The following is a 24,438-nucleotide window of genomic DNA, read 5'->3' on the forward strand; positions in this document are numbered from 1 at the left end:
GCAACTTTGAGCAATTCCAGATCGTTCCGGCGCTTTGAGAGGACGCCTTCGGCGTCCGCGCTATCCATCCCTGCCCTAAAGGGCGAGGTTTCCCGAGCAAACTGATGAAATTCGCAACGCAGGCCGGGCGCGCAGCAGAAGAGCGCCAGACCCGGCACCCCATGGCGCAGCCGCAAGCGGCAGCCACCCGTCCCATCGTGCTGCGTACCAAAGGGCGCCGGCATGGCCCCGTCACGCGGATCGTCAGCCCGGGAGACGTGGGGCAGCTGATCAAGCCCTTTGTCTTTCTCGACTACTTCGACTTCGCGCCTTCCGGCGACGCGCTGTTCCCCATGCACCCGCATTCGGGCATTGCCACGCTCACCGTGCTGATCGAGGCCGAACTGAACTATGAGGACACGACCGGTGCGGCCGGTGTGCTGCATTCAGGCAGCGTGGAGTGGATGCGAGCTGGAAATGGCATCTGGCACGGCGCCAGTCCCGCCAAGGGAGAGAGGTTCCAAGGCTATCAGCTCTGGGTCGCCTTGCCGCGCAGTCTCGAGAACGGGCTGCCGCATAGCCAGTACCTCCCCGCTTCGTCGATCCCGCGCACGGGTCCGGCACGCGTGATTCTCGGCACCCAGTCCGGCAGGAACAGCCCGGTTGCCGCGCCTTCCGGCGTGGCGCTGCAGCACGTGCGCCTGGCCGCCGGCGAGCGCTGGCGCTACCAGCCGCCGGAAGGCCACACCGTGGCCTGGGCACATGCCAACCGCGGCACGCTGGCTGTCGACGACGAGTTCCTGCACAACGAACTCGTTGTCTTCGCCCAATCGGAAGACCCGCTCGAATTCGCAGCCCAGTCAGATGCGGATTTCATCGTCGCATCGGCAGTCCCGCATCCGCACGACCTGTCGCTTGGCTACTACTCCGTCCATACGTCCGACGAGGCGCTCCGCAAGGGCGAAGCCGAGATCGCCAGGATCGGCATGCAACTGCGCGCCGAGGGTCGCCTGCGGTAACCCGAAGCAGCCGCAGGACACGCACTTTCCGCTTAATTACCCATTACCCATTACCCACGACTTACTACTCACTTCTTACCCATCACCTCACATTTCTAAAACAAAGGATGCAAGCCATGAATTCGACCAACGCAAACGCGCACCCGGCCCTTCCCCTGATCGGCCGCACTCTCATCGCCGCCATTTTCCTCGTCAGCGGCTTTGGCAAATTGATGGCGCCTGCCGCTACCATCGGCTATATCGGCTCGCTCGGCCTGCCTGCGCCGGCGCTGGGCTATTTCGGTGCGCTGGTGCTCGAACTAGCCGGCAGCGTGCTGCTGATCGCCGGCTACCGCACGCGACTGATGGCCGCGCTGCTTGCGGTCTACGCCGTGGTGACGGCGCTGATCTTCCACCATGCGCTGGGCGATCAGAACCAGATGTTCCACTTCCTGAAAAACCTGGCCATGGCCGGCGGCCTGGTGCAGGTGATGCACTATGGCGCCGGCGCGTTCAGCCTCGACGGCCGCCGCACGCCAGCGACGCGGGCTGTGGCGGCGCAATAACGGCGAGGTCTCGCAACCCGGGATAGTCGGGGTACCACTTCGCTGCCCGGATTCCAGTGTTTCCACGTTCGTGACGCCGCATCGGTAGGTGGAAAATCTTGACGCATAGATTCTTGAATCGCCGTGGATCAAAAGGCGGCGCGGGGCGGCGGCAATTTCCTTGTCTTCCCAATCCTGCCGAAGCCCACGACATCCACGACATCCCCTGGGTGTAGCTCCCAGAATGTCGCCTGGATTGAAATGGTGGGGTCGGTCATCCCCTCAAGCATCGATGGTGCACCGTCCTTATTGAAGATGCCACGCCAGGACGCTATGAGTTCTGAGTGAAGTGCCGGATGAGGTAGAGGCTTATGCTCGTATGCCGAAAGCCTCACCGCCGAGCATTTGGCTTCGAAAACCTCCGCCTGTGCAGCCGTTCCAAGAAACCAGTAGTTCAGGGGATGATGCCATGCGTCATAGTCCGAGAGAACAACTCGCTCATCGCCAATATCAAGCGTCAGGAGCACGGCATCGCCGTCGATCGCATTGTCTCTGACGCGCCGATAGCGCAAATCCGGACGCGCCTTTTTCTTACCTTCCCACAAATACCAAGCCCACACTGGATATGTGACCCCTCTCGGGCGGCGTCCACATCGTTGCTCCATCTCGCCAACGAGCCAGTCATACGCCGACTGAAAGTCGAGATCTGCCTCCGGATGAACAAACGGCTCCGATCGGAACGACTGCCCGCGAAGAAGAGCATGGTAGACGTTTGCTGGTTGTATTGTATAAAGGCGCAATTCATTTCCTGGCGGGCATCAATCCGGTGGTGCGCGGCACTTATGATCGTTTAACTATAAGGCGGCTATCCGAATAACGCGACGTTGATGTTCCGAATCGGATCGCGAGTACGCAGCAATGGTGGAGGGAGGACACCGCGACCTGAGCGGTGACTGTTCGCTGTTGAAAAGCCGACATCCGGCGCCGATGGTCAAAAGCAAATGACCGGCAATGGCGTGCGCGCCTGCAACAACGACCTCGGCCGAGAACAGTCGCGTTCAAATCGCTGACGCACCATGCAGCGTGCCTGTCGGCCGTTCCTCCGCCCAGCCTACTCAAGCGTCGCACGCGCCAGGAATGGTGCCAACTGTGCTCGGGCCATCTCCGGCGTCACGACTTCTGCCGGCGCCAGTTTTTCGTAGCTGTAGCTCTCCGGGTCATCGTAGATCCGCTCCGCGATCAGCCTGGGCCTGGCCTCGCTGGTATAGGTAAAGATCTGGAACAGGTGATGTGTCATGAGGTAGTGCGCCGCGGGATCCGCGTCGATATCATGCCCCGTGAGCGTCGCACCTGGAACGACGTGCGTCCAGACGGCCTCGGTGGTGACGCCATAGTCTTCGACGCCCATGTTCATGGTCCGCGCACCCATTACGTTGGTCCGGGTTTCGAACGCTTCGCGGTAGAAGCCTTCGACGGCGGCCTTGCCCGTGAGCAACTTCATTTCCCGCCGGTCTCCCACGCGGTACATGGGCTCTTCCACGGTGAGTTCGGGCACGATGATCTGGTTCCAGTAGCCGGATACTTCCAGCAGGAGGTGGCGCAGGTAGTTCTTGAGGATTGCCCTGTGCAGAGGATTCTCTGTGTTATGCAGGAACCTCTCCACCTGCCTGGGCCATTCCGTGACGTCGAACCTCGGCGAGACATTCATCAGGGTCAGGGCGTCTGCCGTGCGCAGGTCGGTGCGCCCATTGATCAGTGTGGTGTGTTGCATCGTTGGGTTTCCAGGTAGCTTAGAGGCGGGGGCGGGCAGGCGCCGGTGCCGACCGTCGCGGCACGAGGCAGGGTGCTTGCGCCGCGGGCGCCTCAGGGAATGAGAATTGCCGTGCCACAGCGGCGTCGTTCGGCGATGTCTTCATGCGCGCGCGACGCGTCGGCGAGCGGGTAGCGCACAACCTCGGTCTCGCCGAAGACACCAGCACGCAGCGCTTCGAACACCGCGGCGACGGCTTCGTCGCGCGCCTGGCCTTGCAGGTGTTGGGCCATCGGTCCTCCGGCGACACGCACTTGCCGAGCCGCGAGGGCGGCATTGTCGATTTCGGGCGCGCCCGAGGCGGCGCCGATGTTCACGATCGTCCCGCCATCCCGCACCGCGGCCACGGAAGCCGCGAAGGTGGCCCGGCCCACGAACTCATAGACGACGTCCACGCCAGCAGGCGCGATGTCGCGGATCTGCGCACCAAGATCCGGATCGTCCGAGGCCAGTGCATGATCGACATCCGCGCGCAGCGTGTCTTGCTTGGCAACGCTGCCGGTGCCGATCACCGTAGCGCCGAGCGCGCGTGCCCAGCGCGAGAGGAGCCGGCCGACCGCGCTGGTCGCGCCCTGGACGAGTATGGTTTCGCCACGCTTGATCTGATGGAACCCGTGAAGGCCGGACCATGCCGTCAGGCCTTTGGTCAGGACTGCCGCTGCCTGCTCGGCCGACACATCCTGTGGCAGCTTGACGAGGGCTTGGGCGTCAATGGTCCGCTCTTGTGCGTAGCTTCCCGGAGACAGGAAGTAGGCGACGCGATCGCCCACAGCGAGCCCGTGTACGCCTTCGCCCAGGGCTTCGACGACCCCGGCGCCTTCGACGCCTGGGATGGAAGGCAACGACACCGGGTAGATGCCCTTGCGGAAGATAGTGTCGATGAAGTTGACGCCAATGGCCTCGTGGCGCAGGCGAACCTCGCCAAGGCCGGGTTGCGCAAGGGTTTGCTGTTCCACCTCAAGGACCTCGGGGCCGCCGTGGACGTGGAATCGGATGACGGTGCTCATGTCTTGTACTCCTGTAAATGGGCTGTAGTGCTTGTCTTCAGATCACGGCCAGCAGTCCGCCGTCGACGAGCAAGGCGGTGCCGGTCACAAAACTGGAAAGATCGGAGCCCAGCCACGCAACCGCGTCACCGATCTCCGAGGGCTTCCCGAACCGGCGCAACGGAGTGCGCAGGCGAAAGCCCTCTGCCGCTTGGGCGATACCGGGGCTTGTGCGCAGCAGGTGCGTATCGATGGTCCCTGGGGCAACGGCGTTGACGCGAATGCTGTCCGGCCCCAGGGCATCGGCCAGGGACTTGGCCATCAGCACGACCCCGCCCTTGCTGGTGGAGTAGCCCACCGTAATGCCTGCGCCGGCGATCCCGCCCATGCTGGCCATGAGCACGATGCTTCCCGCCTTGCCGTTGGCCTTCATCTGCCGGGCGGCGGCCTGCGCGCTGAAGAGCGTACCGTCCAGGTTCACCCGCATCAGGCGATGGAAGTCCTCTTCGGTGACGTCGAATCCGTCGGCTTTTGCCGTGATCCCGGCGTTTGCCACCATTACGTCGATGCCGCCAAACGCCTCTGCCGCGTTGACCAGCGCATCGACGTCGGCGCGCTGGCTGACGTCAGCCCGATGGAACCGTGCGGGCACACCGATATCCGCGATCTCGTCGAGGGTGGAGCGCCCGCCCTCGCGCGGCTCGGCATTCAGATCCGAGACGATGATCGCCTTGGCGCCATGGCGGGCAGCCTGGACGGCAACCGCCTTGCCGATGCCACTGGCCGCACCGGTCACAACCACGACCTTGCCAGTGAGGATGCTGGTGTTCATGTGGGCTCTCCCGATCCGATGGGCCATGCTCCGAGCTGTTGAAGCACCGAGAACAGATTGGCGACACCCCAGTGCTCGGTGATCTTGCCGTCTTGCACGCGCATGGCGTCGACCGTCTCGAACTGCACCGCGCGGTTCGTCGGCGCGACACCGAGGAAGTCGCCCTTGTGCGTGCCGTGGTAGGTCTTGTAGGTGGTGACCACATCGCCGTGCGCGCGCTGCCAGTGGATTTCGGCGTGGAAGTCGGGGAATGCCTCGCGCAACTTGCGATACAGGCCCAACGCGCCGGCCTTGTCCGGGGTGCAATTCGGTTGCGGAGTGTGGTCCAGGAAGTCGTCCGAGAACAGCGCGTCGAACAGGGCCCAGTCACCGCCGCCCTGGACTTCCGCGGTATTGCGACGCACGACGGCCTTGGCGATCTCGCCGATGTCTTGTTGTTGCATGATTTCCTCCGTTTGTAGGGGTAGCTCTTGCTGCGAGAGGTTTGCCGTGTTCAGGCGCGAAGCTTGGCCGCCGTCTTCGCGACCAGTTTCCCCTGGTGGCGGGCGCCCGCGAGGTCGATCTCGCTCGGCTGGCGCGAGCCGTCGCCACCGGCAACGGTGGTCGCGCCATACGGGGCACCGCCGACAATCTCCGTCATGCTCATCTGGCCCTGATGGCTATATGGGAGGCCCACGATCGTCATGCCGAAGTGAAGCAGGTTGGCGATGATGGAGAAAAGGGTGGTTTCCTGGCCGCCGTGCTGTGTCGCACTCGACGAGAACGCCGCGCCGACTTTGCCGTTGAGCGCGCCGCGTGCCCAGAGGCCGCCGGCCTGGTCAAGAAACGCTGCCATCTGCGAGGACATGCGGCCGAAACGCGTACCGGTGCCGACGACGATCGCATCGTAGTGCTCGAGTTCGGCAACCGTGGCGATCGGAGCGGATTGATCAAGCTTGAAGTGAGCGCTCCTGGCAATGCCTTCCGGCACGGTCTCGGGCACGCGCTTGACGTCGACAAGAGCGCCCGCTGCGCGCGCGCCTTCGGCAATGGCATCGGCCATTTTTTCGATGTGACCGTACGACGAGTAATACAGAACAAGAACCTTGGCCATCTGAACTCTCCTGGTGGCGCGGCTCCGCGAGCCGTGTGAGTTGAATCGTAGCGGCCGCCTATCCATCTAGGTAGCCTATTTATTTCGATGAGAAGCATCTAGAAAATAGATGGATTGACGCCCTCAAAGCGACGTGCGGCCGGTGGTGACCGCGGTACGCCCTGAGCGCCGGTGTATGCTCCTGACCAGGTCGGGCTGCCAGATGCAGCATGGGGAGCGGGCCAGCTGGAACGCCGCCCTAACTGCTCGGGGCGTCAAGTCCCATCCATCCCATCCAATGGCTTCGGTTTCTTCGCGACACCATGAGACTCGTGCTTGATTTCGGACAGGCGGGCGGGGTTGCCCATTGGCAGCCATGGCAGGTGCGGCGGCCCAAGCTTTCCCGGGCCGTGTTCCTTGCTGCCGGCATGCTTGCCGCTGCCCTGCTGGGCGTGACAAGTGGGCACGCAAGCGCTGGCCAGATATGCGATGCGCCCTACATCCATGACGGCGGGAAAATCCGCTTCGAGGCGGACGGAATGACGCCGATGACGACGCTCGCATTCCTCAGCAACGTCAATGACCTGGAGCGGGATACTTGCGCGCTTGACCTGGATATTTACTCGAAGTCGGCGTTGCGCCGGTTGATGGGGCCGCCTGTGGAGACGGTACAGCATCATCGCATCGTGATCGACGAGCGGTCCGGGCAGCCCCTTGTCAGCAGCGTGAACGCGCGCGTTCACGCTTACGGCCGTTATAGCGAAATGATCGGGGAAATGAGTACGAATTCGAATGGATTGCTGCTTTATCCGCCGGCGCTGGTCGAAGGGCAGGTGCTTCCTCCAGAGACCTTCGTATCCCGCTACTACTTTCGTATCGTCGATCGTGGTACTGGCTCCACCATCTCCGAAATGGTCGCTTCCAATGTCCGCCTGACCTTGTCCGATCGCACGGTTGGCGCTCTGCAGCGCCTGACGCTCGCGTCCGGCACGCTTCTTTGCTGGCCGATCCGCTATACCAAGTTTGTGGATACGGGCAGCTTCCGGCTGGGCGACATCGTGGTCGAACTGGAGCCGACGCTGCTCGATATGACGGACTGGTATTGCCCGGCTCGGCGCTTCGTCATGCGGCAGGAAGTCCGCTACCAGAATCGGCTGCAAATCGTCGATGTGGCGGAGATTGAATAGCTGGCCATGGCCCGAGGGCGCAGCTTGGAAGGGCTGGCCACCAACCGCCGCAGCGGCCAGGCGGTGGGAGTCGCCCCGTTCCCGCGTTTATCCTCCCGCCAGGGAAATTGACTAACCGATCGGCCGGTCGGCGAATGGATCAGGTTCGCCGCAAGCCTGCGCAGGGGTCGCGGCGCTCCCGGGATGGCTGAAACAGTTGACTAGTTTTTTCATCAACATAAAATAGCTTTCACAAACATGAAAAACAGCTTGGCTTGACGGCACCCCACAAGGGGTGCGGCCTGGCCGGCATGGAGACTGCAATGACCCCCCCGTCGTCCTCACCGACTTACTTCGTCCGTGCCGAGGAAGTGCCCGGCTACCATCCGGCCAACCATGTCGGCACGCTGAACCGCCGCATCATCGGACGCGAGAATGTCGGCGCCACCCAGCTTGAAGTCATCCACGGCACCATCGAGCGCGGCAAGGGCGCCTTGCCGCACGCGCATCCCGGCATCGAGCACTGCTATGTGCTGGAGGGTCGGGCGCGCGCCGAGGTGAACGGGCAGTCGCGCGAGCTTGGCCCCGGCGATTGCTGCTTCTTCCCGGCCGAGGCCATGCATGTGTTCACGGTGATCAGCGACGAGCCCGTGAAGCTGCTGGTGATCTACGCCCCGCCTTACGAGGAATCCCCGGAGCGCGTGATCCGTCCCGCCTGAGGACAGCTGCCGACCGCTGCCGACCGCTGCTGACCGCTGCGCATTGCCGCCATTCCGCCCGGGTGCCTGCACCCGCTGCGACGTTTGTTGTTCAAGCCTGGTAGGAGAACCCGATGACTCTGTCTTCCCGACGCCGTTTGCTGGTGTGCGCCGCTATCTGGAGTGCCATGCCCGCATTGGCGTGGAGCAGCGCCTATCCCACCAAGCCGATCCGCATGGTGGTGCCTTACGCGCCGGGCGGCGCCACCGACGTAGTGGCGCGGCTGCTGTCGCAGAAGCTGGCGGAGGCCTTGAAGCAGCCGGTGGTAGTGGAGAACCGTCCCGGCGCCAACGGCATCATCGGTACCGATGCGGTTGCGCGTGCCGCGCCCGATGGCTATACGTTGCTGCTCAACACCGCCGGCGCGCAGACGCTCAGCCCCGTGCTGTACAAGGCCGGCTACGAGCCGCTGAAGAGCTTTGCGCCCATCAGCCTGATCAGCAGCATCGGTTTTGTGATGGTGGTCCACCCGTCGGTGCCGGCCAAGACCGTGCAGGAGTTTGTCGGGCTGGCTCGCGCCAAGAGCCGGCCGCTGAGCTTGTCGGCTGGCAGCAGCATGATCGAGCTGATCGGGGAGACGTTCAAATCCACTGCCGGCACGCCGGACGTGGTTAGCGTGTCGTACCGGGGCACCGGTCCGCAGATGCAGGCCGTGGTGGCGGGCGAGGTCGACATGACCATCGACCCGTTCAACTCGATGGCGATGATCCGGGCCGGCAGGCTGCGCCCGCTGGCCGTGCTGTCGCCCAAGCGCTCGCCGGCGCTGCCCGATGTGCCGACCATGCAGGAGGCCGGTATCCAGGGCATGAACTTCAATTCCTGGGCCGGCCTGCTGGCGCCGGCAGGCACGCCGAAGGAAATCGTCACCCGGCTGAACCAGGAAATCGTGCGGATCGTCGCGATGCCGGATATCAAGGAGCGCCTTGCCGCCATCGACTACGAGGCCGTCGGCAGCACGCCCGAGCAGTTCGCCACCATCATCGCCGATGACGCCGCGCGCTGGGCCAAGCTGGTAAAGGACACGAACTACAAAGAGAAGACCGCGCCATGAAGTGGCGTGGCGCCCCGTGGGCATCGCAGCGACAAAGCTAATCCACGACAACGAGATAGCTAGCCAAAAAAACAGGAGACAACACTATGCCAAGCCTCACCACGCTGCTGCGCGCCGCGCTGCCATTGCTGAGCCTCGCCGCGGCGCCGTTCGCGGCGGCGGCAGACGCGTATCCCAGCAAACCGATCCGCATGGTGGTGCCGTTCGCCGCCGGCAGCGGCACCGACGCGGTGGCCCGCATCACCGCCAAGGAGCTCGGTGATGCGCTCAAGGCCAATGTGGTGGTGGACAACCGCCCCGGGGCAAACGGCGCGATTGCCGCCGAGATCGTCGCGCAGGCCGCGCCGGACGGCTACACGCTGTTCATGACCACCAACACGACCCATTCGGCCAACCCTTCGCTGATGAAGAAGCTGCCGTACGACCCGATCCGCGACTTCACGCCGGTGGCGCGCATGGGCAACCTGCCGTTCATGCTGGTGGTCAATCCCAAGCTACCGGTCAAGACCGTGGCGGAGCTGATTGCCTACGCGCGCACGCATCCGGGCATGTCTTACGCCAGCGGCAACAGCACCGGCATCGTGTCGGGCGCCACGCTCGGGCGCATGGCCGGGCTGGACCTGTTGCATGTGCCGTACAAGAGCACGCCGCCGGCCATGACCGACGTGATTGCAGGGCAGGTGCCGATGATGTTCGTCGACGTGGCGGCCGGCATTGCCAACGTGAAGGCGGGCAAGCTGCGCGCGCTGGCGGTGACCACCGCGCAGCGCAGCCGGCTGCTGCCGGAGCTGCCGCCGCTGGCTGACACGCCTGAGCTGAAGGGCTTCGACATTACTTCCTGGAATGGCGTGTTCGCGCCGGCGAAGGCGCCCGCGGAGGTGGTCGAGCGGCTCAACCGCGAGCTGTCGCGCATCGCCGCGAGCAAGGAAGTGGCACCGCGCTTCGAGGCGCTGGGCTTTGAGGCATTCGGGCAATCGCCCAAGCAGTTCTCCGGCTTTGTGGCCGGCGAGCTGGTCAAGTGGACCAAGCTGGTCAAGGACGCTGGCATCCAGCCGGAGTGAGGCAGGCATGAACTTTGAAAGAACCCCCGAGCAGCGCGCCATCGTCGAAGCGGTGACGCAGCTATGCAGCGATTTTGGCGCCGACTACTGGTCGGGGCTGGACGACGAAGGCAAATTTCCTCACGCGTTTCACCAGGCCATGGCGCAGGCGGGCTGGCTCGGCATCGCGATGCCGGAAGCGTATGGCGGCGCCGGGCTGGGCATTACCGAGGCGGCGTTGATCATGCAGACGGTGTCGGCGTCCGGCGCGGGGTTTTCCGGCGCGTCGGCCATCCATATGAATGTGTTCGGCCTCAACCCGGTGGTGGTGTTCGGCAACGACCGCCAGAAGGAGGCGGCGCTGCCGCCGCTGATCGCCGGGACCGAGAAGGCCTGCTTCGCCGTGACCGAGCCAGACGCCGGCCTGGACACCACCCATCTCAAGACCCAGGCCGTGCTGTCGGCGGATGGCGGCAGCTATCGCGTGGACGGCCGCAAGATCTGGATCTCCACCGCGCAGGTCGCCGACCGCATGCTGTTGCTGGCCCGCACCACACCACTGGACAAGGTGGCCAAGCCGACGCAGGGGCTGAGCCTGTTCTACACGGCGCTGGACCGCAAGCACATCGAGGTGCGCGAGATCCACAAGATGGGGCGCGCCGCGGTGGACTCCAACATGCTCTTTATCGACGGGCTGACGGTGCCGGTGGCGGACCGCATCGGGGAGGAAGGGCGCGGCTTCGAGTACATCCTGCATGGCCTCAATCCCGAGCGCATCCTGATTGCCGCCGAAGCCGTCGGCCTTGGCCGCGTCGCGCTGGAGGCGGCAACACGGTATGCCAAGGAGCGCACCGTGTTCGGGCGCCCGATCGGCCAGAACCAGGGCATCCAGCATCCGCTGGCGCAAGCGTGGATGGCGCTGGAAGCCGCTGACATGATGGTGTGGAAGGCAGCCTGGCTGTACGACAACGGCAAGCCTTGCGGGGCCGAGGCCAATACCGCCAAGTACCTCGCGGCGGAGGCCGCGCACCAGGCCTGCCAGACCGCGGTCCTGACGTTGGGCGGCATGGGCTATGCGCGCGAATACCAGGTGGAGCGCTACCTGCGCGAGTCCTATATCCCGCGGATTGCTCCGGTCAGCGCGCAGCTCATCATGTGCCATATCGCTGAGCGCGTGCTGGGTTTGCCGAAGTCGTATTGATCCCGCTCTTGATGCATTGCCTGCTAATCCGTCCGGCGGCATTGCCATTCTTTCAGCGATGAAAACAATAAAAAAATGCGCCGCATTTTCCATGCGGCGCATTTTCATTTCAGGAAGTCAGCCTGCGCTACAGCCGGCCCATGACCACCAGGATCACGACGATCAGCACGACCAGGCCGAGGCCGCCGCTGGGGTAGTAGCCCCATCCCGTGCTGTACGGCCACGTTGGCAGTGCGCCGATCAGCAGCAGGATAAGAAGGATAAGCAGGATCGTACCGATGGCCATGATTGGCTCCTTGATGGGGGATCAGCGTGGGATTCGCGCTATCTCGTGATCTCGTTGTGTCTCTTTACTTGCCCAGTTCGTGGCCGATGACGCCGCCAACCACCGCGCCGCCAATCGTGCCGGCGGTGCTGCCGTGCGACAGTTCATGGCCAGCCACGCCGCCAGCCACTGCGCCGGTAGCCGTGCAAGCGTTCAATCCGATCAGTAGTGCGGCGCCCGCGATGAGCGCGCTTGCCAGTCTCAACATGTTGGTCTCCTACGTGCTTGATGCCGCGTACGGCACTGAAGGCGCTAACGGGCGCGCCTGCCATGCCTACAAGATAGCCGGGTGCGCAGACCGGCCCAGCGGGACGGCCTCTGATATGGATGTAGGAATTGGATGACGCCGCGAGCGCGGCGTCAGGAAGGAAGCTGGAGGGTGGGGGTGACGAACAGCCGGCGAAGCGGGCAGCACACGTGCCCGGCAGCCGTTCGGTCAGCGCAGGATCACCGCAGGATCAACGCAGGCGCTTGATCAGCGAGGAGGTGTCGGCACGGCCGCAGCCGTCTTGCTGCAGGTCCGCGTAGAACTGGTCCACCACGGCGGTGACCGGCAGGCTGGCGCCGTTGCGGCGCGCCTCGTCCAGGCACAGGCCCAGATCCTTGCGCATCCAGTCCACCGCGAAGCCGAAATCGAACTTGTCTTCGATCATGGTGGGGCCGCGGTGTTCCAGCTGCCAGGAGCCGGCAGCGCCCTTGCTGATCACGTCCAGCACCACCTTCATGTCCAGGCCGGCGCGCTCGCCAAAGGCGATGGCTTCGGACAGGCCCTGCAGCAGGCCAGCGATGCAGATCTGGTTAACCATCTTGGCCAGCTGGCCCGCACCGCAGCCGCCAATGCGGGTGACGGCGCGCCCATAGGCGCCCAGGACTGCTTCGACCCGGCTGAACACGGCCTCGTCGGCACCGCACATGATGGTCAGGATGCCCTTTTGCGCGCCGACTTCGCCGCCCGAGACGGGCGCGTCGACAAAGTGCAGACCCCGTTCGCTAGCCGCGGCATACAACTCGCGCGCCACATTGGCGCTGGCCGTGGTGTGGTCCACGAACACGCAGCCTTCCGGCGCGTTGCTGTAGGCGCCGTCCTTGCCAGCGAGCACCGAGCGCAGGTCATCGTCGTTGCCCACGCAGGAGCAGACCACTTCGGCGCCTTGCGCTGCCAGCGCCGGCGTGGCAGCCGACTTGCCGCCGAACGCCGCGACCCACTGCTCGGCCTTGCTAGCCGTGCGGTTGTAGACGGTGACCTGATGGCCGTTGGCGGCGAGGTGGCCCGCCATGTGATAGCCCATGACACCCAGGCCGATAAATGCAACGCGCATGACTTGAAAACTCCGAAGCCCGAGTTTGGCGGCGGGCGAGTGTATGGCCAGGTGGGCAACCCACCGAAGCCGGGAATGCTGCCATTCTTGCACTGCAACGTCAACAAGCGCTGGCGTGGGAAATTGTCGTGCGTACTCGCGTGTCGGGCGCAGCGAGCCGGCCAACAAGCCTCAGCGCATGCTGCGGTTACTGACTACCAAGCGATGGCCGCGCTAGCTGCCGATAGGCAGCGGGCTTCATGGCGCTGAAGGCACGCCGATCGAACCGGTTGACGGTAGTCGACGTGGCCGCGGCGCTAATGCAAGCGGCGCCGCTGCGTCTTCCAGAAGGCGTTGCACCTTGCGCGCGATCTCCGCCTTGGCCAGCCGGGCGCAGCATGGCGTTGCCATCACTCAGCAGGCGGTGGACGGGCTGGCTGCCTGGTAGGCCCGGCGGGGCAGGCTATTCGAAAGACACCTGGCCCGAACCGGTACGGCTGACGGCGCGCTGGTGCGGCTTGCCGGCAACGACGATGTCGCCCGATCCCGTCAGTGCCACGCTGGCCGCATCCGACGCATAGCCGAGGATGCGGCCCGAGCCGCTGAGCTGCGCGTCCAGCCTTTGTGCGCGCAAGGCGCTGGCATCCACCTCGCCGGAGCCGGAGATGGCGGCGCGCAAGCTGCCCACCGTGCCCTCGGCAACGATCGAGCCGGAACCGGACAGGCGCAGGTCGATGGATGCCTCGTGCAGGCCGGACGCCCGCAGGGTGCCGGCGCCGGGAATACTGACCGCCTGCAGCGATGGCCCGGTAATGGCTACCCTGAGCGGCGCCGCGAGCACGACCGGCGCGCTCAGGCCGATGGTCAGTTTGCCGTCGGCCAGGGTGGTGAGCACCAACGGCAGGACGTCCGCGGGGCCGGTGATGGAAACGGAGTGCGTGCGCGAAGCCGAGAACAGCGCATCGACCGGGGCATTGAGCTGCACGCTGGAGAACGCGCCGACCAGGCGCTGCTCGGTCTTCTCGGGGCCACCTCCCTTGGTAGCGTCATGGGAAGTCACCACCTGGCCATTGACGATGACGACACTGCTGCCGGATGCGCCCGATGCGGAAATGCCGCTCTGGTTGATGACAACGGTACTTTGCTGGGCCAGCGCCGCGCTGGCAAGGCAGCCGGATGCCACCCAGGTGGCGCGTAGCAGGTTGATGCGGGTCATGTCGATCCTTCAGGCTGGCTGGCTTCCCGGTGAAACGTGTACTTGTCCTTGCCGGTCCTCTTTGAATCATAGAGCGCTTCATCGGCTTTGATGAGCGCCTGGTGAGCGTGTCGCCGCAGACCAGGTGGGTGACGCCAATGCTGATGGTCACGGGTGCGCCGATGGCACGTACCGGATGCTGCCGCATAGCAGGTCGATGCGGATTTCCGTCTCGGCGCGCGTCATCCCCTTGAGATAAATGCCGAATTCTTCTGCGCCCAGGCGCGCGTACTGGCAATCCCCATCACCAGCTTGATCCCAGCGGCCACGTGCTTGAGCACTTCGTCGCCGATGTCGTGGCCATAGCGGTCATTGACCTTCTTGAAGTCGTCGATGTCCTGCACCGGCTTGTTCAGCAACGCGGACTCAACGGTGCGAAACACCATTCGACTCGCCTCTGGAGGATCAGATGGTCAGGTGGGGCAGGGCCGTACAACGAATAACGAATCCAGCGGCAATCATGCAAGGACTGGAAGCGCGCGGGCGCCGGGCGCAACCAGTTTCACACGGGCGTTTCGACGCCCTGGCCGAGCACGGAGCGGGGCGCTCATTTTCCGTTGCCGCGCTTGGTGGCGCGGCGCTCACACGCCTGCATCGCGGGGTTCCCTGTGGCGGGTCCCGATGCCTATGCTAGAGGTGGCGGTGGATCGCTTCGACTGAAGTGGCGGTCGTCGCCGAAGTCGGGTATCCCAGCGCAAAACGCCGCGATGCCCGGCGTTGTGCCAGGGCCGGAATGCACGATCCGGCGCGGGCGGTTCGTACGATTCGCGTTGGCAGTTGAGTAGGAGGAAACATGAGAACGCTGGGCTTGCTGTTCGCCACCACGTTGGCGATGGCGTCGCCGCTGCACGCATACGCAGCGGGTTGCCAATATGACATGCAGTGCAAAGGGGATCGGATCTGCCAGAAGGGCCAATGCATGTCTCCGGATGACGACGACCAGAGCGTCGACCAGCCCGCCAAGCCGCCAGCCTCTCGCATTGCTCCCGCGCCGGTGCCCGCCGCCAGCCAGGTGCCAGCGCCCATGTCCTCCCGCATGGCGAAGAGCGCGCCGCCTGCAACGCCCGTCCCGGGCGAGCCGCGCTTTTGCTGCACGGTAGCGGGCAGGCTCAAGCCATATAACAACGCGGCCTTCGACGCCGATACCATTGTCGGCGACGCTTGCCAGGGCATGACCAACTCGGGCAAGCCAGTGCCCGGCACCGCCTGCCAATGACGCAACATGGAGCCTGCGCGAGCGCTGATCCAGGCTTACCGGATCAGCGCTTTTTTTGATGAGCGAGGCGGGCAGCGCATTGCTGCTGGAAGACGTGACCGGCGATGCGGCGGCCTCGATGCTGGTCATCGACAAGTACCGCGCCGGGCGCCGGGTTTATTCGGCTGGCTTGTCCGGCTCCACGACCGGCTCCACAACGTCGGCCGGTGCCACCAGCAGCGCTGTCTTGCGCGGCGCGGCTTCGACTGTTGCTTGCGGCAGCGGCTTGCCGCCTGGCAGGTAGGCCGCGACCCACCCTGTTATCGCCGCGCCCATGGTGGGCAGCCCGTTGCTGTACTCCGGCAGGAAATCCCGGCCCATCAAGCACCACTGAAACGGGTCCTGGCCGCCGATCGCGGCGAAATGGCGTTGGACATTGTCGGAAAAATCAGCGTTCGCGCCAAACACGATCTCGATCAGGCTGTGGGTGTAGGCGGCAATGTGCTGCGCCATCACGTCGGCCAGCTCGGGCCGGAACGTGGTGAAGCTGAAGGGTTGCGCGGCCGCCTCGCGCAGGTAGTCGGTGCCCTCGGCGATGAGCGTCTTTGCCGTTTGCAGGTTCAGCGCGCTGATCTTCTGCGCCACCTGCGCCCAGGGGCTTGCCAGGCCGAAATCGATGACCGGGTAAGGCAGAGGCGCCTCGACGAGTTCAGCGTGAGAGGGGGTAGCCATGAGCGTCTCCGATAGTTCATGACGAGGCAACGCGTCCGAAGGGATTTCGTCGGTGGCAATCGTCACTTGCTGCGCCGCAGCATTGCGCTAGTCATCATAGGCGGAATCGTCGGGGTGTCAAGGCGTGAGATGGCAGGCGCCCGCCCCGTCACATGAGGGCGGGGCGGGCAAACTGCTTCCGGTATCGGGCGGTGGGGCCCGCGACGACGCTTACTCTGGCTTGACGCCCGCTTCCCGGATTACCGCGGTCCACTTCGCCAGCTCGGACTTGATGCGGGCCTGGGTCTGCGCCGGCGTGGTCCAGGTGGCGATGGCGCCTTGCTTGAGCAGGGAGGCCTTCGCGTCGGGCTCGGCCAGGATCTTCTTGAGTTCGGCGTTGAGCCGGTCCACCACCGGGGCGGGGGTGCGGGCCGGGGCCACGATGCCGAACATGGAGTTGACCTCGAAGTCCTTCAGGCCCGCTTCATTGGCAGTCGGCACGTCGGGCAGCGCGGCCACGCGCTCGCTGGTGGTGACGGCCAGCGCGCGGATCTTGCCGCCCTTTACGTAGGACTGCGCCGCCGGCACGGTCTCGATCATGCTGAGCACCTGCCCGCCGATCAGGTCGGTCATGGCGGGGCCGCTGCCTTTGTACGGTACATGCAGCATGTCCACGCCGGCCATGCGCTTGAACATCTCGCCGGCCAAGTGCTGCGGCGAGCCATTGCCGGCGGAGGCAAAGGTGATCGCGCCAGGGGTGGATTTTGCCAGCGCGATCCGCTCCGGCAGGCTGTTCGCCTTGACGCTGGGATTGACCACGAACACCAGCGGCACGGTGCCGACGATCGCCACCGGTGCGAAGCTCTTTTCGATGTCGTAGGAAACGCGGTTCTTGTATAGCGCCGCGTTGATCGCGTGGCTAGTCAGCGCACCCATCAGCAGGGTGTAGCCGTCGGCCGGCGACTTGGCGACGAGTTCCGCGCCGATATTGCCGGCCGCGCCGGCCCGGTTGTCGACCACGACCTGCTGGCCCAGCGCGGTGGACAGGTGCTGCGCCAGGGTGCGGCCGATGACGTCGGTGGCGCCACCTGGCGGATAGGGCACGACCAGGCGGATCGGCTTGGTGGGATAGTCGGCGGCCGCGGCCGGGCCAGGCCAGGCGCCCGCCAGCAAGGCGCCGGCGCTGGCCAGGGCAGAAAGCAACAGATGGCGCCTGCGCGCGAAAACGCCGCGGCGAGCGGGGCGTCGAATGCCGGTCATAGGGGAATCTCCTGCGCCGGGTTGATATGGATGGGAAGGCACAGCAAGGCTGTGCAGCGTGGGACGCCCGGCTCGTCGCTACGGCAGAGTGTAGGGTCCGTCTCTTGATGGAAGAATCAGAAGTTTTCTATCGACTGATCTGTATTTTCAATTAAAGGTGAGGGGTGGAGCTTTCCATTGCGGCGGGGCGGCAAGGCCAGATATGATGCTCACCTCGATTATCAATAATATTATTGGAGATAAGCATGGCCGGCCCCCACGATTCCCCCAAGGACCCTTTCGCCTCGGCACAGGGGGGGCAGGACCCCTTCGAGCCGGCGCATGACGCCGAGAGCGGCCTGGGCAAGGGCCTGACCAACTATGGCGATAAAGGGTTCTCACTGTTCCTGCGCAAGGCCTTTATCAAGGGCGCGGGCTATACCGACGACGCGCTTTCCCGTCCGGTGATCGGCATCGTCAACACCAACAGCAGCTACAACCCCTGCCATGGCAACGCGCCGCAATTGGTGGAAGCCGTCAAGCGCGGTGTCATGCTGGCAGGCGGCCTGCCGGTGGACTTTCCCACCATCTCCGTGCATGAGAGCTTCTCGGCGCCCACCAGCATGTACCTGCGCAACCTCATGTCGATGGACACCGAGGAAATGATCCGCGCGCAGCCCATGGACGCGGTAGTGCTGATCGGCGGTTGCGACAAGACCGTGCCCGCGCAGTTGATGGGCGCGGCCTCGGCCGGGGTGCCGGCGATCCAGCTCGTCACCGGCTCCATGCTCACCGGCTCGCATCGCGGCGAGCGCGTGGGCGCGTGCACTGATTGCCGCCGCTATTGGGGCCGCTACCGCGCCGAGGAGATCGATGCGCCCGAGATTGCCGACGTAAACAACCAACTGGTAGCCAGCGTGGGCACCTGCTCGGTGATGGGCACGGCCAGCACCATGGCCTGCCTGACCGAAGCGCTCGGCATGATGGTGGCGGGTGGCGCATCGGCCCCGGCGGTCACCGCCGACCGCGTGCGGGTGGCCGAGCGCACCGGCACCACCGCCGTGGCCATGGCCCGCTCCGGGCTGACGCCGGACCGCATCCTGACTGGCAAGGCTATCGAGAACGCCATCCGCGTGCTGCTGGCCATCGGCGGGTCCACCAACGGCATCGTGCACCTGACCGCCATCGCCGGCCGCCTAGGCATCGACATCGACCTGGCGGGGCTGGACCGCATGAGCCGCGAGACGCCGGTGCTGGTGGACCTGAAGCCCTCCGGCCAGCATTACATGGAAGACTTCCACGCGGCGGGCGGCATGCCCGCGCTGCTGCGCGAGCTGCGCCCGCTGCTGCATCTGGACACGCTGACGGTCTCCGGCCGCACACTGGGCGAAGAACTCGACGCGGCACCCGCCCCGTTCGCGCAGGATGTGATCCGCCCGTTCGACGCACCAATCTATCCGGTGGGCGGCCTGGCCGTGCTGCGCGGCAACCTGGCTCCGGGCGGCGCCATCATCAAGCAGTCCGCCGCTGATCCGGTGCTGATGGAGCATGAAGGGCGCGCCGTGGTGTTCGAAGATGCCGAGGACATGGCGTTGCGCATCGACGACGATGCGCTGGACGTGAATGCCGACGACATCCTGGTGCTCAAGCGCATCGGGCCGACCGGCGCGCCCGGGATGCCCGAGGCCGGCTACATGCCGATTCCCAGGAAGCTGGCGCGCGCCGGCGTGAAGGACATGGTGCGCATCTCGGACGGCCGCATGAGCGGGACCGCGGCCGGCACCATCGTGCTGCACGTGACGCCGGAAGCCGCCATCGGCGGCCCGCTGGCCCACGCGCGCAACGGCGACCGCATCCGCCTGTCGGTGGCGCGGCGCGAAATCTCCCTGCTGATCGACGACGCGGAACTGGCCCGCCGCGCGGCCGAGCACGAAGTGGTGCGTCCCACCGCCGAGCGCGGCTATCGCAAGTTGTTCCTGGCCACGGTGACGCAGGCCGACCAGGGCGTGGACTTCGATTTTCTGCGTGCCGCGCAGACCAGCGAAACCGTGCCGCGCAAGTCCTGAGAGTCCTGCCATGGATCGACCAACCCGTGCCGGTACGCACACACAAGCGGCGCATGGCATTCAGGGCGATGCCTCCGGCGGTAGCGCGCATGCCATGCTGGCCGCCGCCGCGATCCTTGAGGAAGACATCGTCTTTGGCTTGCTGAGTCCGCGCGAGCGGCTGGTCGAAGACGACCTGATGGCGCGCTTCAACCTGAAGCGCCATGTGGTGCGCCAACTCTTGGCCACGCTCGAAGGCATGGGCCTGGTCGAACGCAAGCGCAACGTTGGCGCGGTGGTGCGCGCCTTTCCGGCGCGCGAGGTCATGGAGCTGTACGCACTGCGCGAAGTGCTGGAAACGCACGCCGCCAGCCTGATTGCGCTGCCGGTACCGGCTGCGCGGTTGCAGGCGCTGGTGGCCGTGCAGCAGGAGCACGACGTTGCGGTGGCGGCGGGTGATGCGCGTGCCGTGTTTCGCATCAACCAGCGCTTTCACCGGGAGTTGTTCGCCCTGGTCGACAACACGGTGCTGCGGCAGGCCATCGAGGAATACGCCCGCCGCGCCCATCCGATCCGCTTTGGCTCGCTGGCTGCAGCGGGCTATCGCGAGCGTGCCAGGCAGGAACACTGGGCCATGATCGAGGCCTTGCGCGCGGGCCGGCGCGAGGATCTTGTCGCGCTATGCCGTAGCCATCTGCTGCCTTCGCGCGATGCTTACCTGGCGGCGGAGCGGGAGCGTGCCGGAGGGCCCGCTTAGTACATTACATTATTTGTCTCATGGGCGCGGTTAATAGAAATATTGAAATGAATCAATACGCCGCTCGAGGGGAAACTTGAAATTCTTGTTCGGATCTTTAACCTCGCGAGCCCGCATTTGCGCGTTGCAGCAGGAATATTAGCCGGCGGGCCGTGCTAAAATCGGCACCTTCTGAAGATTGTCGGTCTGCAAAAGAGATGTCAGCGCAACCGTGTAAGCCGCTTCCGGAGCGCTCGCCCAAAATGGGGCTTGGCCGTTTGATCTTGCTCCTGGCCCTGGGGTCGGTCCTGCTGACCATGGCCAATACGCTGTACTCCAGTTACCGCGTGCAGCGTGACCTGCTGATCCGCAATACGCTGGAAGCCAATCGCGTTTATGCGGCAAAACTGGCGGAGTCCACGGAAACCCATCTCGACAGCACCATGCAGCAACTGGCGTATAGCGCCAGCGTGCTCGCCAGGGGCATGGATAATCCGGCCCGCGTGAGCGAGGAGGCGGAGCGCCTGCGCTTGCAGACCAAGAGCCTGAACTCGGTTGCCATCGTCCGCGAGGACGGCATGGTGCTTGCGGTGTCGCCAGCGGCCCTGCGCCGGGCCGGATCGAGCGTAAAGACCGATTGGGGGCATAAGCTCCTGGCTACCCGCACCCCGGCAATCAGCGAGCCTTTCACTTCGGCCAGCGGGCGGTTGATTATCTTTATTTCCCACCCCATTATTAATTCCGCGGGCAAGCTGCTCGGCTATGTCGGGGGCACGATTTATCTGAATGCCAAGAACCTGCTGCATAAGATTCTCGATAGCCATTATTATCGGGATAGCTCTTACGTATATGTGGTCGACCGCAAAGGCACGGTGATTTTTCATCCGGACGACTCCCATGTTGGCAAGTCGATCTTCAAGAATGCAGTCGTACTGGCGGTAACCAGCGGCACGGCGGGCGCCCAGCAGATACTGAACCAATATGGTGTCGAGATGCTTGCCGGCTATGCGCCGGTCGCGTCCACCGGGTGGGGCATCGTGGCGCAGAGATCCACGCAAGCCACGCTGGCCGATCTGAGTGACCTGGTGTTGGTGACGTTCGGCAACAGCATGCCATTCCTGCTCCTGTCGCTGGTCCTTATCTTGTGGTTTTCCCGCTGGATCTCGCGGCCGCTGGGACAGTTGGCCGATCACGCGAGGATGGGGACCACGCCCGATGGGATGGAGAGGATCGAGCGGATCCAGGCCAGGTATGTCGAAGCCGATCGCCTGAAGAAAGCACTGCTGCGGGGCATGAGCCTGACCAGCAGCAAGCTGGACCGGCTCAACCATGAAACCATCACCGATGCGCTGACGGGCTTGCGCAATCGCCGCGGGCTGGGCAACGCACTCAGCCTGTACGAACTCAGCGGGCAGTCCTTTGCCGTCATCACGCTCGACGTGGACCACTTCAAGTCGATCAATGACCGTTACGGGCACCATGTCGGTGATGAGGTGCTCAAGCACATCGCTGGCCTGATGCGGGCCGGTTCCCGGGGCGGCGATGTGACATGCCGCAGCGGCGGGGAGGAGTTCGTCATCTTGCTGCCTGGCACGACCGTGGAGAATGCGTTCCTGATTGCTGAGCGCTTGCGCGAGGCCGTGGAAAAGGCGCCCAACCCCACCGGTGGCATGGTGACGATTTCGCTTGGCGTCGCGCATTTTCCTGCGTCGGCGGAAGAGGTCGGCGATGTGCTGAAAAAGTCGGATATCGCGCTCTATCAGGCCAAGCGCCACGGGCGCAACCACACAGTCCGGTACCAGCCGGAGCCGGCTGCCCTGGCGGATTCCCCCTGATCGTGCCGGTAGCGCCGCCTGGCGCTGGGCGGCCCTTACCACGGCCACCACGCCGGACACGCCGAGCAACTGGTCGGCGAGCAGATAGAGCGGATAGGGCAGCGCCAGCGTCAGCGCGCCCTCGGCCAAGGCCAGTCCGGCCAGGCGCTGTCGGCTCCGAACATGCCGCGATATCGCGCGCGCTTTCAAGCCTTGTGCGTTTTGCTTACCGCTTCGCGCGATCCCGTCCCGGCTCGCTCATGCCGGTTCGGCCACGCCGCCGCCGGTTTGGGCCAGGTGGGCGCGCAGCACGCCGACCAGCGCCGCCGCCGCGGGCGACAGGCTGCGGTTGCGCGCCGTCACCAGACCGATCGAGCGCTCCGTCACGGGCGCGGTGAGCAAGCGCTCGACGATGCCGGCCTGGCGCACCGTGCCGGCCGCGATCTCCGGCAGCGCGGCCACGCCGAAGCCGCATTCGACCATGGCCGCGATGGTGGCCAGGTGCTCGGCTTCGAACACCGGCTGGAAACGGATGCGGTTCTGCAGGAAGGCCCATTCGGCGTGCTGGCGCACGCTGCTGGGGTGCGTCATGGAAACATGCGCGGCGTCAACCGTATCGGCCCAGCGCACCGGCCCCTTGCCGTGGGCCAGCGGGTGCTCGCTGGGAATCAGCAGCACGAAGCGGTCGGACATCATGGGGTCGTAGTGCAGGTCCGCCTGTTGCGGGTCGGCCGCGGTCAGCGCGAAGTCGACCTCGCCCGCGCGCACCAGGTCAAAGGCCGGGCCGGAGAGCGTATCGAAGACCTTGAGCGTAACCTTGGGATGCTCCCGCCGGTAGGCCATCAGCACGCGCGGCAGCAGGCGGGCGGCCAGCGAGGGCAGGGCGGCCACCGCAACGTGGCCGCGCTCGGCGCTGGCAATGCCGCTCACCGCGTCGATGGCGTCCCGGAAAGCGGCCTGCAGGATCGCTGCCTGCTGCATGAAGACCTCGCCCGCCGCGGTCAGCCGCACGGTGCGGGTGGTACGGTCGAACAGCCGCACGCCCAGGGACTCCTCGATGCGCAGGATCTGGGTGGACAGCGCCGATTGCGACAGGTGCAACTGTCCCGCCGCCTGCCGGAAGTTCAGGGTCCGGCCGAGCACCAGGGTGGTCTCGACATCGCGCATCGACAGGTTGATCTTCACGGCATGGATGGCAGATTGATCTTGATAGTCGATCATTCTATCCAGAAAATCTGATTCATCAATCAAAGCGGCTTGTCTACACTCATGGTCAATTCTGCTGAACCCGGGCCGTGATACAGGAAAAGCGCCGTTTTAGCCATATTTTGCGGCAATGGCGGGTTCAGTCGCCCAACGACAACGCCAGACAGTACAAAGGATGCCCATGCCCGACGCCGCCCACTTTTCGCTAGCCGCTCCCGGCACCGCACACGCCGTGGTGGTAGGTGGCGGCACCATGGGCGCAGACGTGGCCGTGGTGCTCACGCGCGCGCACTGCCGCACTACCGTGGTCGAGCCTGACGCGCAGCGCGCTGGCGCGGTGGCGGCAAGGGTCGCCGCCAATCTCGCGGCCATCTGCACGGCTGCCGAGGCCGGCCTGGCGGGATTGACGGTAGCCGCAGGGCTCGACGCGATCGACTGGGGCACGGTCGACCTGGTGATCGAGTGCATCCCCGAGCGGCTCGATATCAAGCGCGCGCTGTTCGCCGACCTGGCGGTGCGTGCGCGCCCGGATGCCATTCTCGCCAGCAATAGCTCGAGTTTCCCGATCAGCGCCATCGGCGAGGGCTTGCCCACCCGAGAGCGCATGCTCGGCCTGCATTTCTTCATGCCGGCGCACCTGGTGCCGCTGGTGGAGGTGGTGCTGGGCGAGGGCAGCGCCGAGGCCGCTGCCGACGTCTTGATCGGCTTCATGCGCCGTTGCGGCATGGTGCCGGTCAAGGTGAAGAAGGACCTGCCGGGGTTCCTCGCCAACCGCCTGCAGCACGCCCTGTCGCGCGAAGCCTTCGACCTGATCGACCGCGGCATCGCCTCGCCCGAGGATGTGGATGCGGCGGTGCGCTTTGGCTTCGGCTTTCGCTTCCTGGCGGCCGGGCCGGTCATGCAGCGCGACCACGCCGGCATCGATGTGCACGCGGCGGCCGGGGCTACCATGTATCCCACTTTCAACAACGCGGCCGAACCGGCCCGCTGCCTGACCGAGCGCGCGGCGGACGGCCGCCACGGCATGAAGAGCGGCGAAGGCTTCTATCGCTGGACGCCAGAGACCATCGCCGCGGAACGCGAGCGCTATGATCGCTTGCTGCGCGCGGGGCTCGACCTGATCGCGCCGGAACTGCCCAAGATCGAACCCTGAACCCCACAAGGTCGCCAAGAGC

At 65.0% G+C, this 24,438-nt stretch carries 26 protein-coding genes; 12 read left to right on the forward strand and 14 right to left on the reverse strand.

Annotated features, from left to right (window positions below):
* Positions 1-104: 104 nt before the first annotated feature.
* The gene (locus ACGLHR_RS22895) at positions 105-998 is read left to right on the forward strand and encodes a pirin family protein (RefSeq protein WP_400096488.1); all 894 of its coding nucleotides are present in this window, start codon (positions 105-107) and stop codon (positions 996-998) included.
* A 107-nt stretch (positions 999-1,105) separates the two neighbouring features.
* Positions 1,106-1,543 carry a DoxX family protein gene (locus tag ACGLHR_RS22900; RefSeq protein ID WP_400096489.1) on the forward strand — a complete coding sequence of 146 codons (438 nt, stop codon included), beginning with the start codon at positions 1,106-1,108 and terminating at the stop codon, positions 1,541-1,543.
* Between the two features lie 128 nt (positions 1,544-1,671).
* Here ACGLHR_RS22900 and ACGLHR_RS22905 read toward each other — a convergent pair whose 3' ends face one another.
* The 6 genes from ACGLHR_RS22905 to wrbA form a co-directional block, all read right to left on the reverse strand.
* Positions 1,672-2,322, reverse strand: a complete 651-nt coding sequence (locus ACGLHR_RS22905; RefSeq protein ID WP_400096490.1) for a DUF3841 domain-containing protein — start codon at positions 2,320-2,322, stop codon at positions 1,672-1,674.
* A gap of 311 nt (positions 2,323-2,633) precedes the next feature.
* Complete coding sequence (locus ACGLHR_RS22910) at positions 2,634-3,293, reverse strand: hypothetical protein (protein WP_400096491.1); 660 nt, start codon at positions 3,291-3,293, stop codon at positions 2,634-2,636.
* Positions 3,294-3,385: 92 nt separating this feature from the next.
* A complete protein-coding gene (locus ACGLHR_RS22915; protein ID WP_400096492.1) occupies positions 3,386-4,339 on the reverse strand; it encodes a quinone oxidoreductase family protein in 954 nt (317 codons plus the stop codon).
* Positions 4,340-4,376: 37 nt separating this feature from the next.
* On the reverse strand, positions 4,377-5,150 hold the full coding sequence (locus ACGLHR_RS22920) for an SDR family NAD(P)-dependent oxidoreductase (RefSeq protein ID WP_400096493.1): 774 nt from the start codon (positions 5,148-5,150) through the stop codon (positions 4,377-4,379).
* Positions 5,147-5,593, reverse strand: a complete 447-nt coding sequence (locus ACGLHR_RS22925; RefSeq protein ID WP_400096494.1) for an ester cyclase — start codon at positions 5,591-5,593, stop codon at positions 5,147-5,149. Before ACGLHR_RS22925 ends, ACGLHR_RS22920 begins: the two co-directional genes overlap by 4 nt.
* A gap of 50 nt (positions 5,594-5,643) precedes the next feature.
* Positions 5,644-6,243 (reverse strand): NAD(P)H:quinone oxidoreductase, encoded by a 600-nt coding sequence (gene wrbA / locus ACGLHR_RS22930; RefSeq protein WP_400096495.1) that lies wholly within the window; start codon positions 6,241-6,243, stop codon positions 5,644-5,646.
* Positions 6,244-6,545: 302 nt separating this feature from the next.
* Between wrbA and ACGLHR_RS22935 the strand changes: the two genes are divergently transcribed.
* The 5 genes from ACGLHR_RS22935 to ACGLHR_RS22955 all read left to right on the forward strand — a co-directional run bounded on the left by ACGLHR_RS22935 (position 6,546) and on the right by ACGLHR_RS22955 (position 11,439).
* Entirely contained in the window at positions 6,546-7,409 is an 864-nt protein-coding gene (locus ACGLHR_RS22935) for a hypothetical protein (RefSeq protein WP_400096496.1), read from the forward strand.
* A 302-nt stretch (positions 7,410-7,711) separates the two neighbouring features.
* Complete coding sequence (locus ACGLHR_RS22940) at positions 7,712-8,107, forward strand: cupin domain-containing protein (protein WP_400096497.1); 396 nt, start codon at positions 7,712-7,714, stop codon at positions 8,105-8,107.
* Between the two features lie 113 nt (positions 8,108-8,220).
* Positions 8,221-9,198 (forward strand): Bug family tripartite tricarboxylate transporter substrate binding protein, encoded by a 978-nt coding sequence (locus ACGLHR_RS22945; protein ID WP_400096498.1) that lies wholly within the window; start codon positions 8,221-8,223, stop codon positions 9,196-9,198.
* An 86-nt stretch (positions 9,199-9,284) separates the two neighbouring features.
* The gene (locus ACGLHR_RS22950; protein WP_318230993.1) at positions 9,285-10,259 is read left to right on the forward strand and encodes a tripartite tricarboxylate transporter substrate binding protein; all 975 of its coding nucleotides are present in this window, start codon (positions 9,285-9,287) and stop codon (positions 10,257-10,259) included.
* A gap of 7 nt (positions 10,260-10,266) precedes the next feature.
* The gene (locus tag ACGLHR_RS22955) at positions 10,267-11,439 is read left to right on the forward strand and encodes an acyl-CoA dehydrogenase family protein (RefSeq protein WP_400096499.1); all 1,173 of its coding nucleotides are present in this window, start codon (positions 10,267-10,269) and stop codon (positions 11,437-11,439) included.
* Positions 11,440-11,566: 127 nt separating this feature from the next.
* Here the strand turns inward: ACGLHR_RS22955 and ACGLHR_RS22960 are convergent, their stop codons facing one another.
* From ACGLHR_RS22960 to ACGLHR_RS22980, 5 genes are all read right to left on the reverse strand, one after another.
* Positions 11,567-11,725 carry a DUF3309 family protein gene (locus ACGLHR_RS22960; RefSeq protein WP_183034576.1) on the reverse strand — a complete coding sequence of 53 codons (159 nt, stop codon included), beginning with the start codon at positions 11,723-11,725 and terminating at the stop codon, positions 11,567-11,569.
* A 64-nt stretch (positions 11,726-11,789) separates the two neighbouring features.
* Positions 11,790-11,972 (reverse strand): glycine zipper 2TM domain-containing protein, encoded by a 183-nt coding sequence (locus ACGLHR_RS22965; protein WP_400096500.1) that lies wholly within the window; start codon positions 11,970-11,972, stop codon positions 11,790-11,792.
* A 250-nt stretch (positions 11,973-12,222) separates the two neighbouring features.
* On the reverse strand, positions 12,223-13,128 hold the full coding sequence (locus tag ACGLHR_RS22970) for an NAD(P)-dependent oxidoreductase (RefSeq protein WP_400096535.1): 906 nt from the start codon (positions 13,126-13,128) through the stop codon (positions 12,223-12,225).
* A 397-nt stretch (positions 13,129-13,525) separates the two neighbouring features.
* On the reverse strand, positions 13,526-14,278 hold the full coding sequence (locus ACGLHR_RS22975) for a head GIN domain-containing protein (protein WP_400096501.1): 753 nt from the start codon (positions 14,276-14,278) through the stop codon (positions 13,526-13,528).
* A 221-nt stretch (positions 14,279-14,499) separates the two neighbouring features.
* Entirely contained in the window at positions 14,500-14,703 is a 204-nt protein-coding gene (locus tag ACGLHR_RS22980; RefSeq protein ID WP_400096502.1) for a diguanylate cyclase, read from the reverse strand.
* 407 nt (positions 14,704-15,110) lie between these two features.
* Between ACGLHR_RS22980 and ACGLHR_RS22985 the strand changes: the two genes are divergently transcribed.
* The gene (locus tag ACGLHR_RS22985) at positions 15,111-15,533 is read left to right on the forward strand and encodes a hypothetical protein (RefSeq protein ID WP_318230999.1); all 423 of its coding nucleotides are present in this window, start codon (positions 15,111-15,113) and stop codon (positions 15,531-15,533) included.
* Positions 15,534-15,689: 156 nt separating this feature from the next.
* Here ACGLHR_RS22985 and ACGLHR_RS22990 read toward each other — a convergent pair whose 3' ends face one another.
* Positions 15,690-16,244, reverse strand: a complete 555-nt coding sequence (locus ACGLHR_RS22990; protein WP_400096503.1) for a hypothetical protein — start codon at positions 16,242-16,244, stop codon at positions 15,690-15,692.
* 210 nt (positions 16,245-16,454) lie between these two features.
* A complete protein-coding gene (locus ACGLHR_RS22995) occupies positions 16,455-17,483 on the reverse strand; it encodes a tripartite tricarboxylate transporter substrate binding protein (protein ID WP_400096504.1) in 1,029 nt (342 codons plus the stop codon).
* A 245-nt stretch (positions 17,484-17,728) separates the two neighbouring features.
* Here ACGLHR_RS22995 and ACGLHR_RS23000 point away from each other — a divergent pair, with 245 nt between their 5' ends.
* The 3 genes from ACGLHR_RS23000 to ACGLHR_RS23010 all read left to right on the forward strand — a co-directional run bounded on the left by ACGLHR_RS23000 (position 17,729) and on the right by ACGLHR_RS23010 (position 22,078).
* Entirely contained in the window at positions 17,729-19,528 is a 1,800-nt protein-coding gene (locus ACGLHR_RS23000) for an IlvD/Edd family dehydratase (RefSeq protein WP_400096505.1), read from the forward strand.
* 94 nt (positions 19,529-19,622) lie between these two features.
* Complete coding sequence (locus tag ACGLHR_RS23005) at positions 19,623-20,264, forward strand: GntR family transcriptional regulator (RefSeq protein WP_400096536.1); 642 nt, start codon at positions 19,623-19,625, stop codon at positions 20,262-20,264.
* A 242-nt stretch (positions 20,265-20,506) separates the two neighbouring features.
* Positions 20,507-22,078, forward strand: coding sequence for a sensor domain-containing diguanylate cyclase (locus ACGLHR_RS23010; protein ID WP_400096537.1), 1,572 nt, complete (start codon positions 20,507-20,509; stop codon positions 22,076-22,078).
* 237 nt (positions 22,079-22,315) lie between these two features.
* On the opposite strand, the gene ACGLHR_RS23015 is transcribed toward ACGLHR_RS23010, so the two are convergent.
* Positions 22,316-23,242, reverse strand: coding sequence for a LysR family transcriptional regulator (locus tag ACGLHR_RS23015; RefSeq protein ID WP_400096538.1), 927 nt, complete (start codon positions 23,240-23,242; stop codon positions 22,316-22,318).
* A gap of 196 nt (positions 23,243-23,438) precedes the next feature.
* Here ACGLHR_RS23015 and ACGLHR_RS23020 point away from each other — a divergent pair, with 196 nt between their 5' ends.
* Complete coding sequence (locus ACGLHR_RS23020; RefSeq protein ID WP_400096506.1) at positions 23,439-24,416, forward strand: 3-hydroxyacyl-CoA dehydrogenase family protein; 978 nt, start codon at positions 23,439-23,441, stop codon at positions 24,414-24,416.
* Positions 24,417-24,438 lie beyond the last annotated feature (22 nt).

Origin of the sequence: Cupriavidus sp. CuC1 (genome assembly GCF_044627735.1) — a bacterium.
Taxonomy (GTDB): domain Bacteria; phylum Pseudomonadota; class Gammaproteobacteria; order Burkholderiales; family Burkholderiaceae; genus Cupriavidus; species Cupriavidus ulmosensis.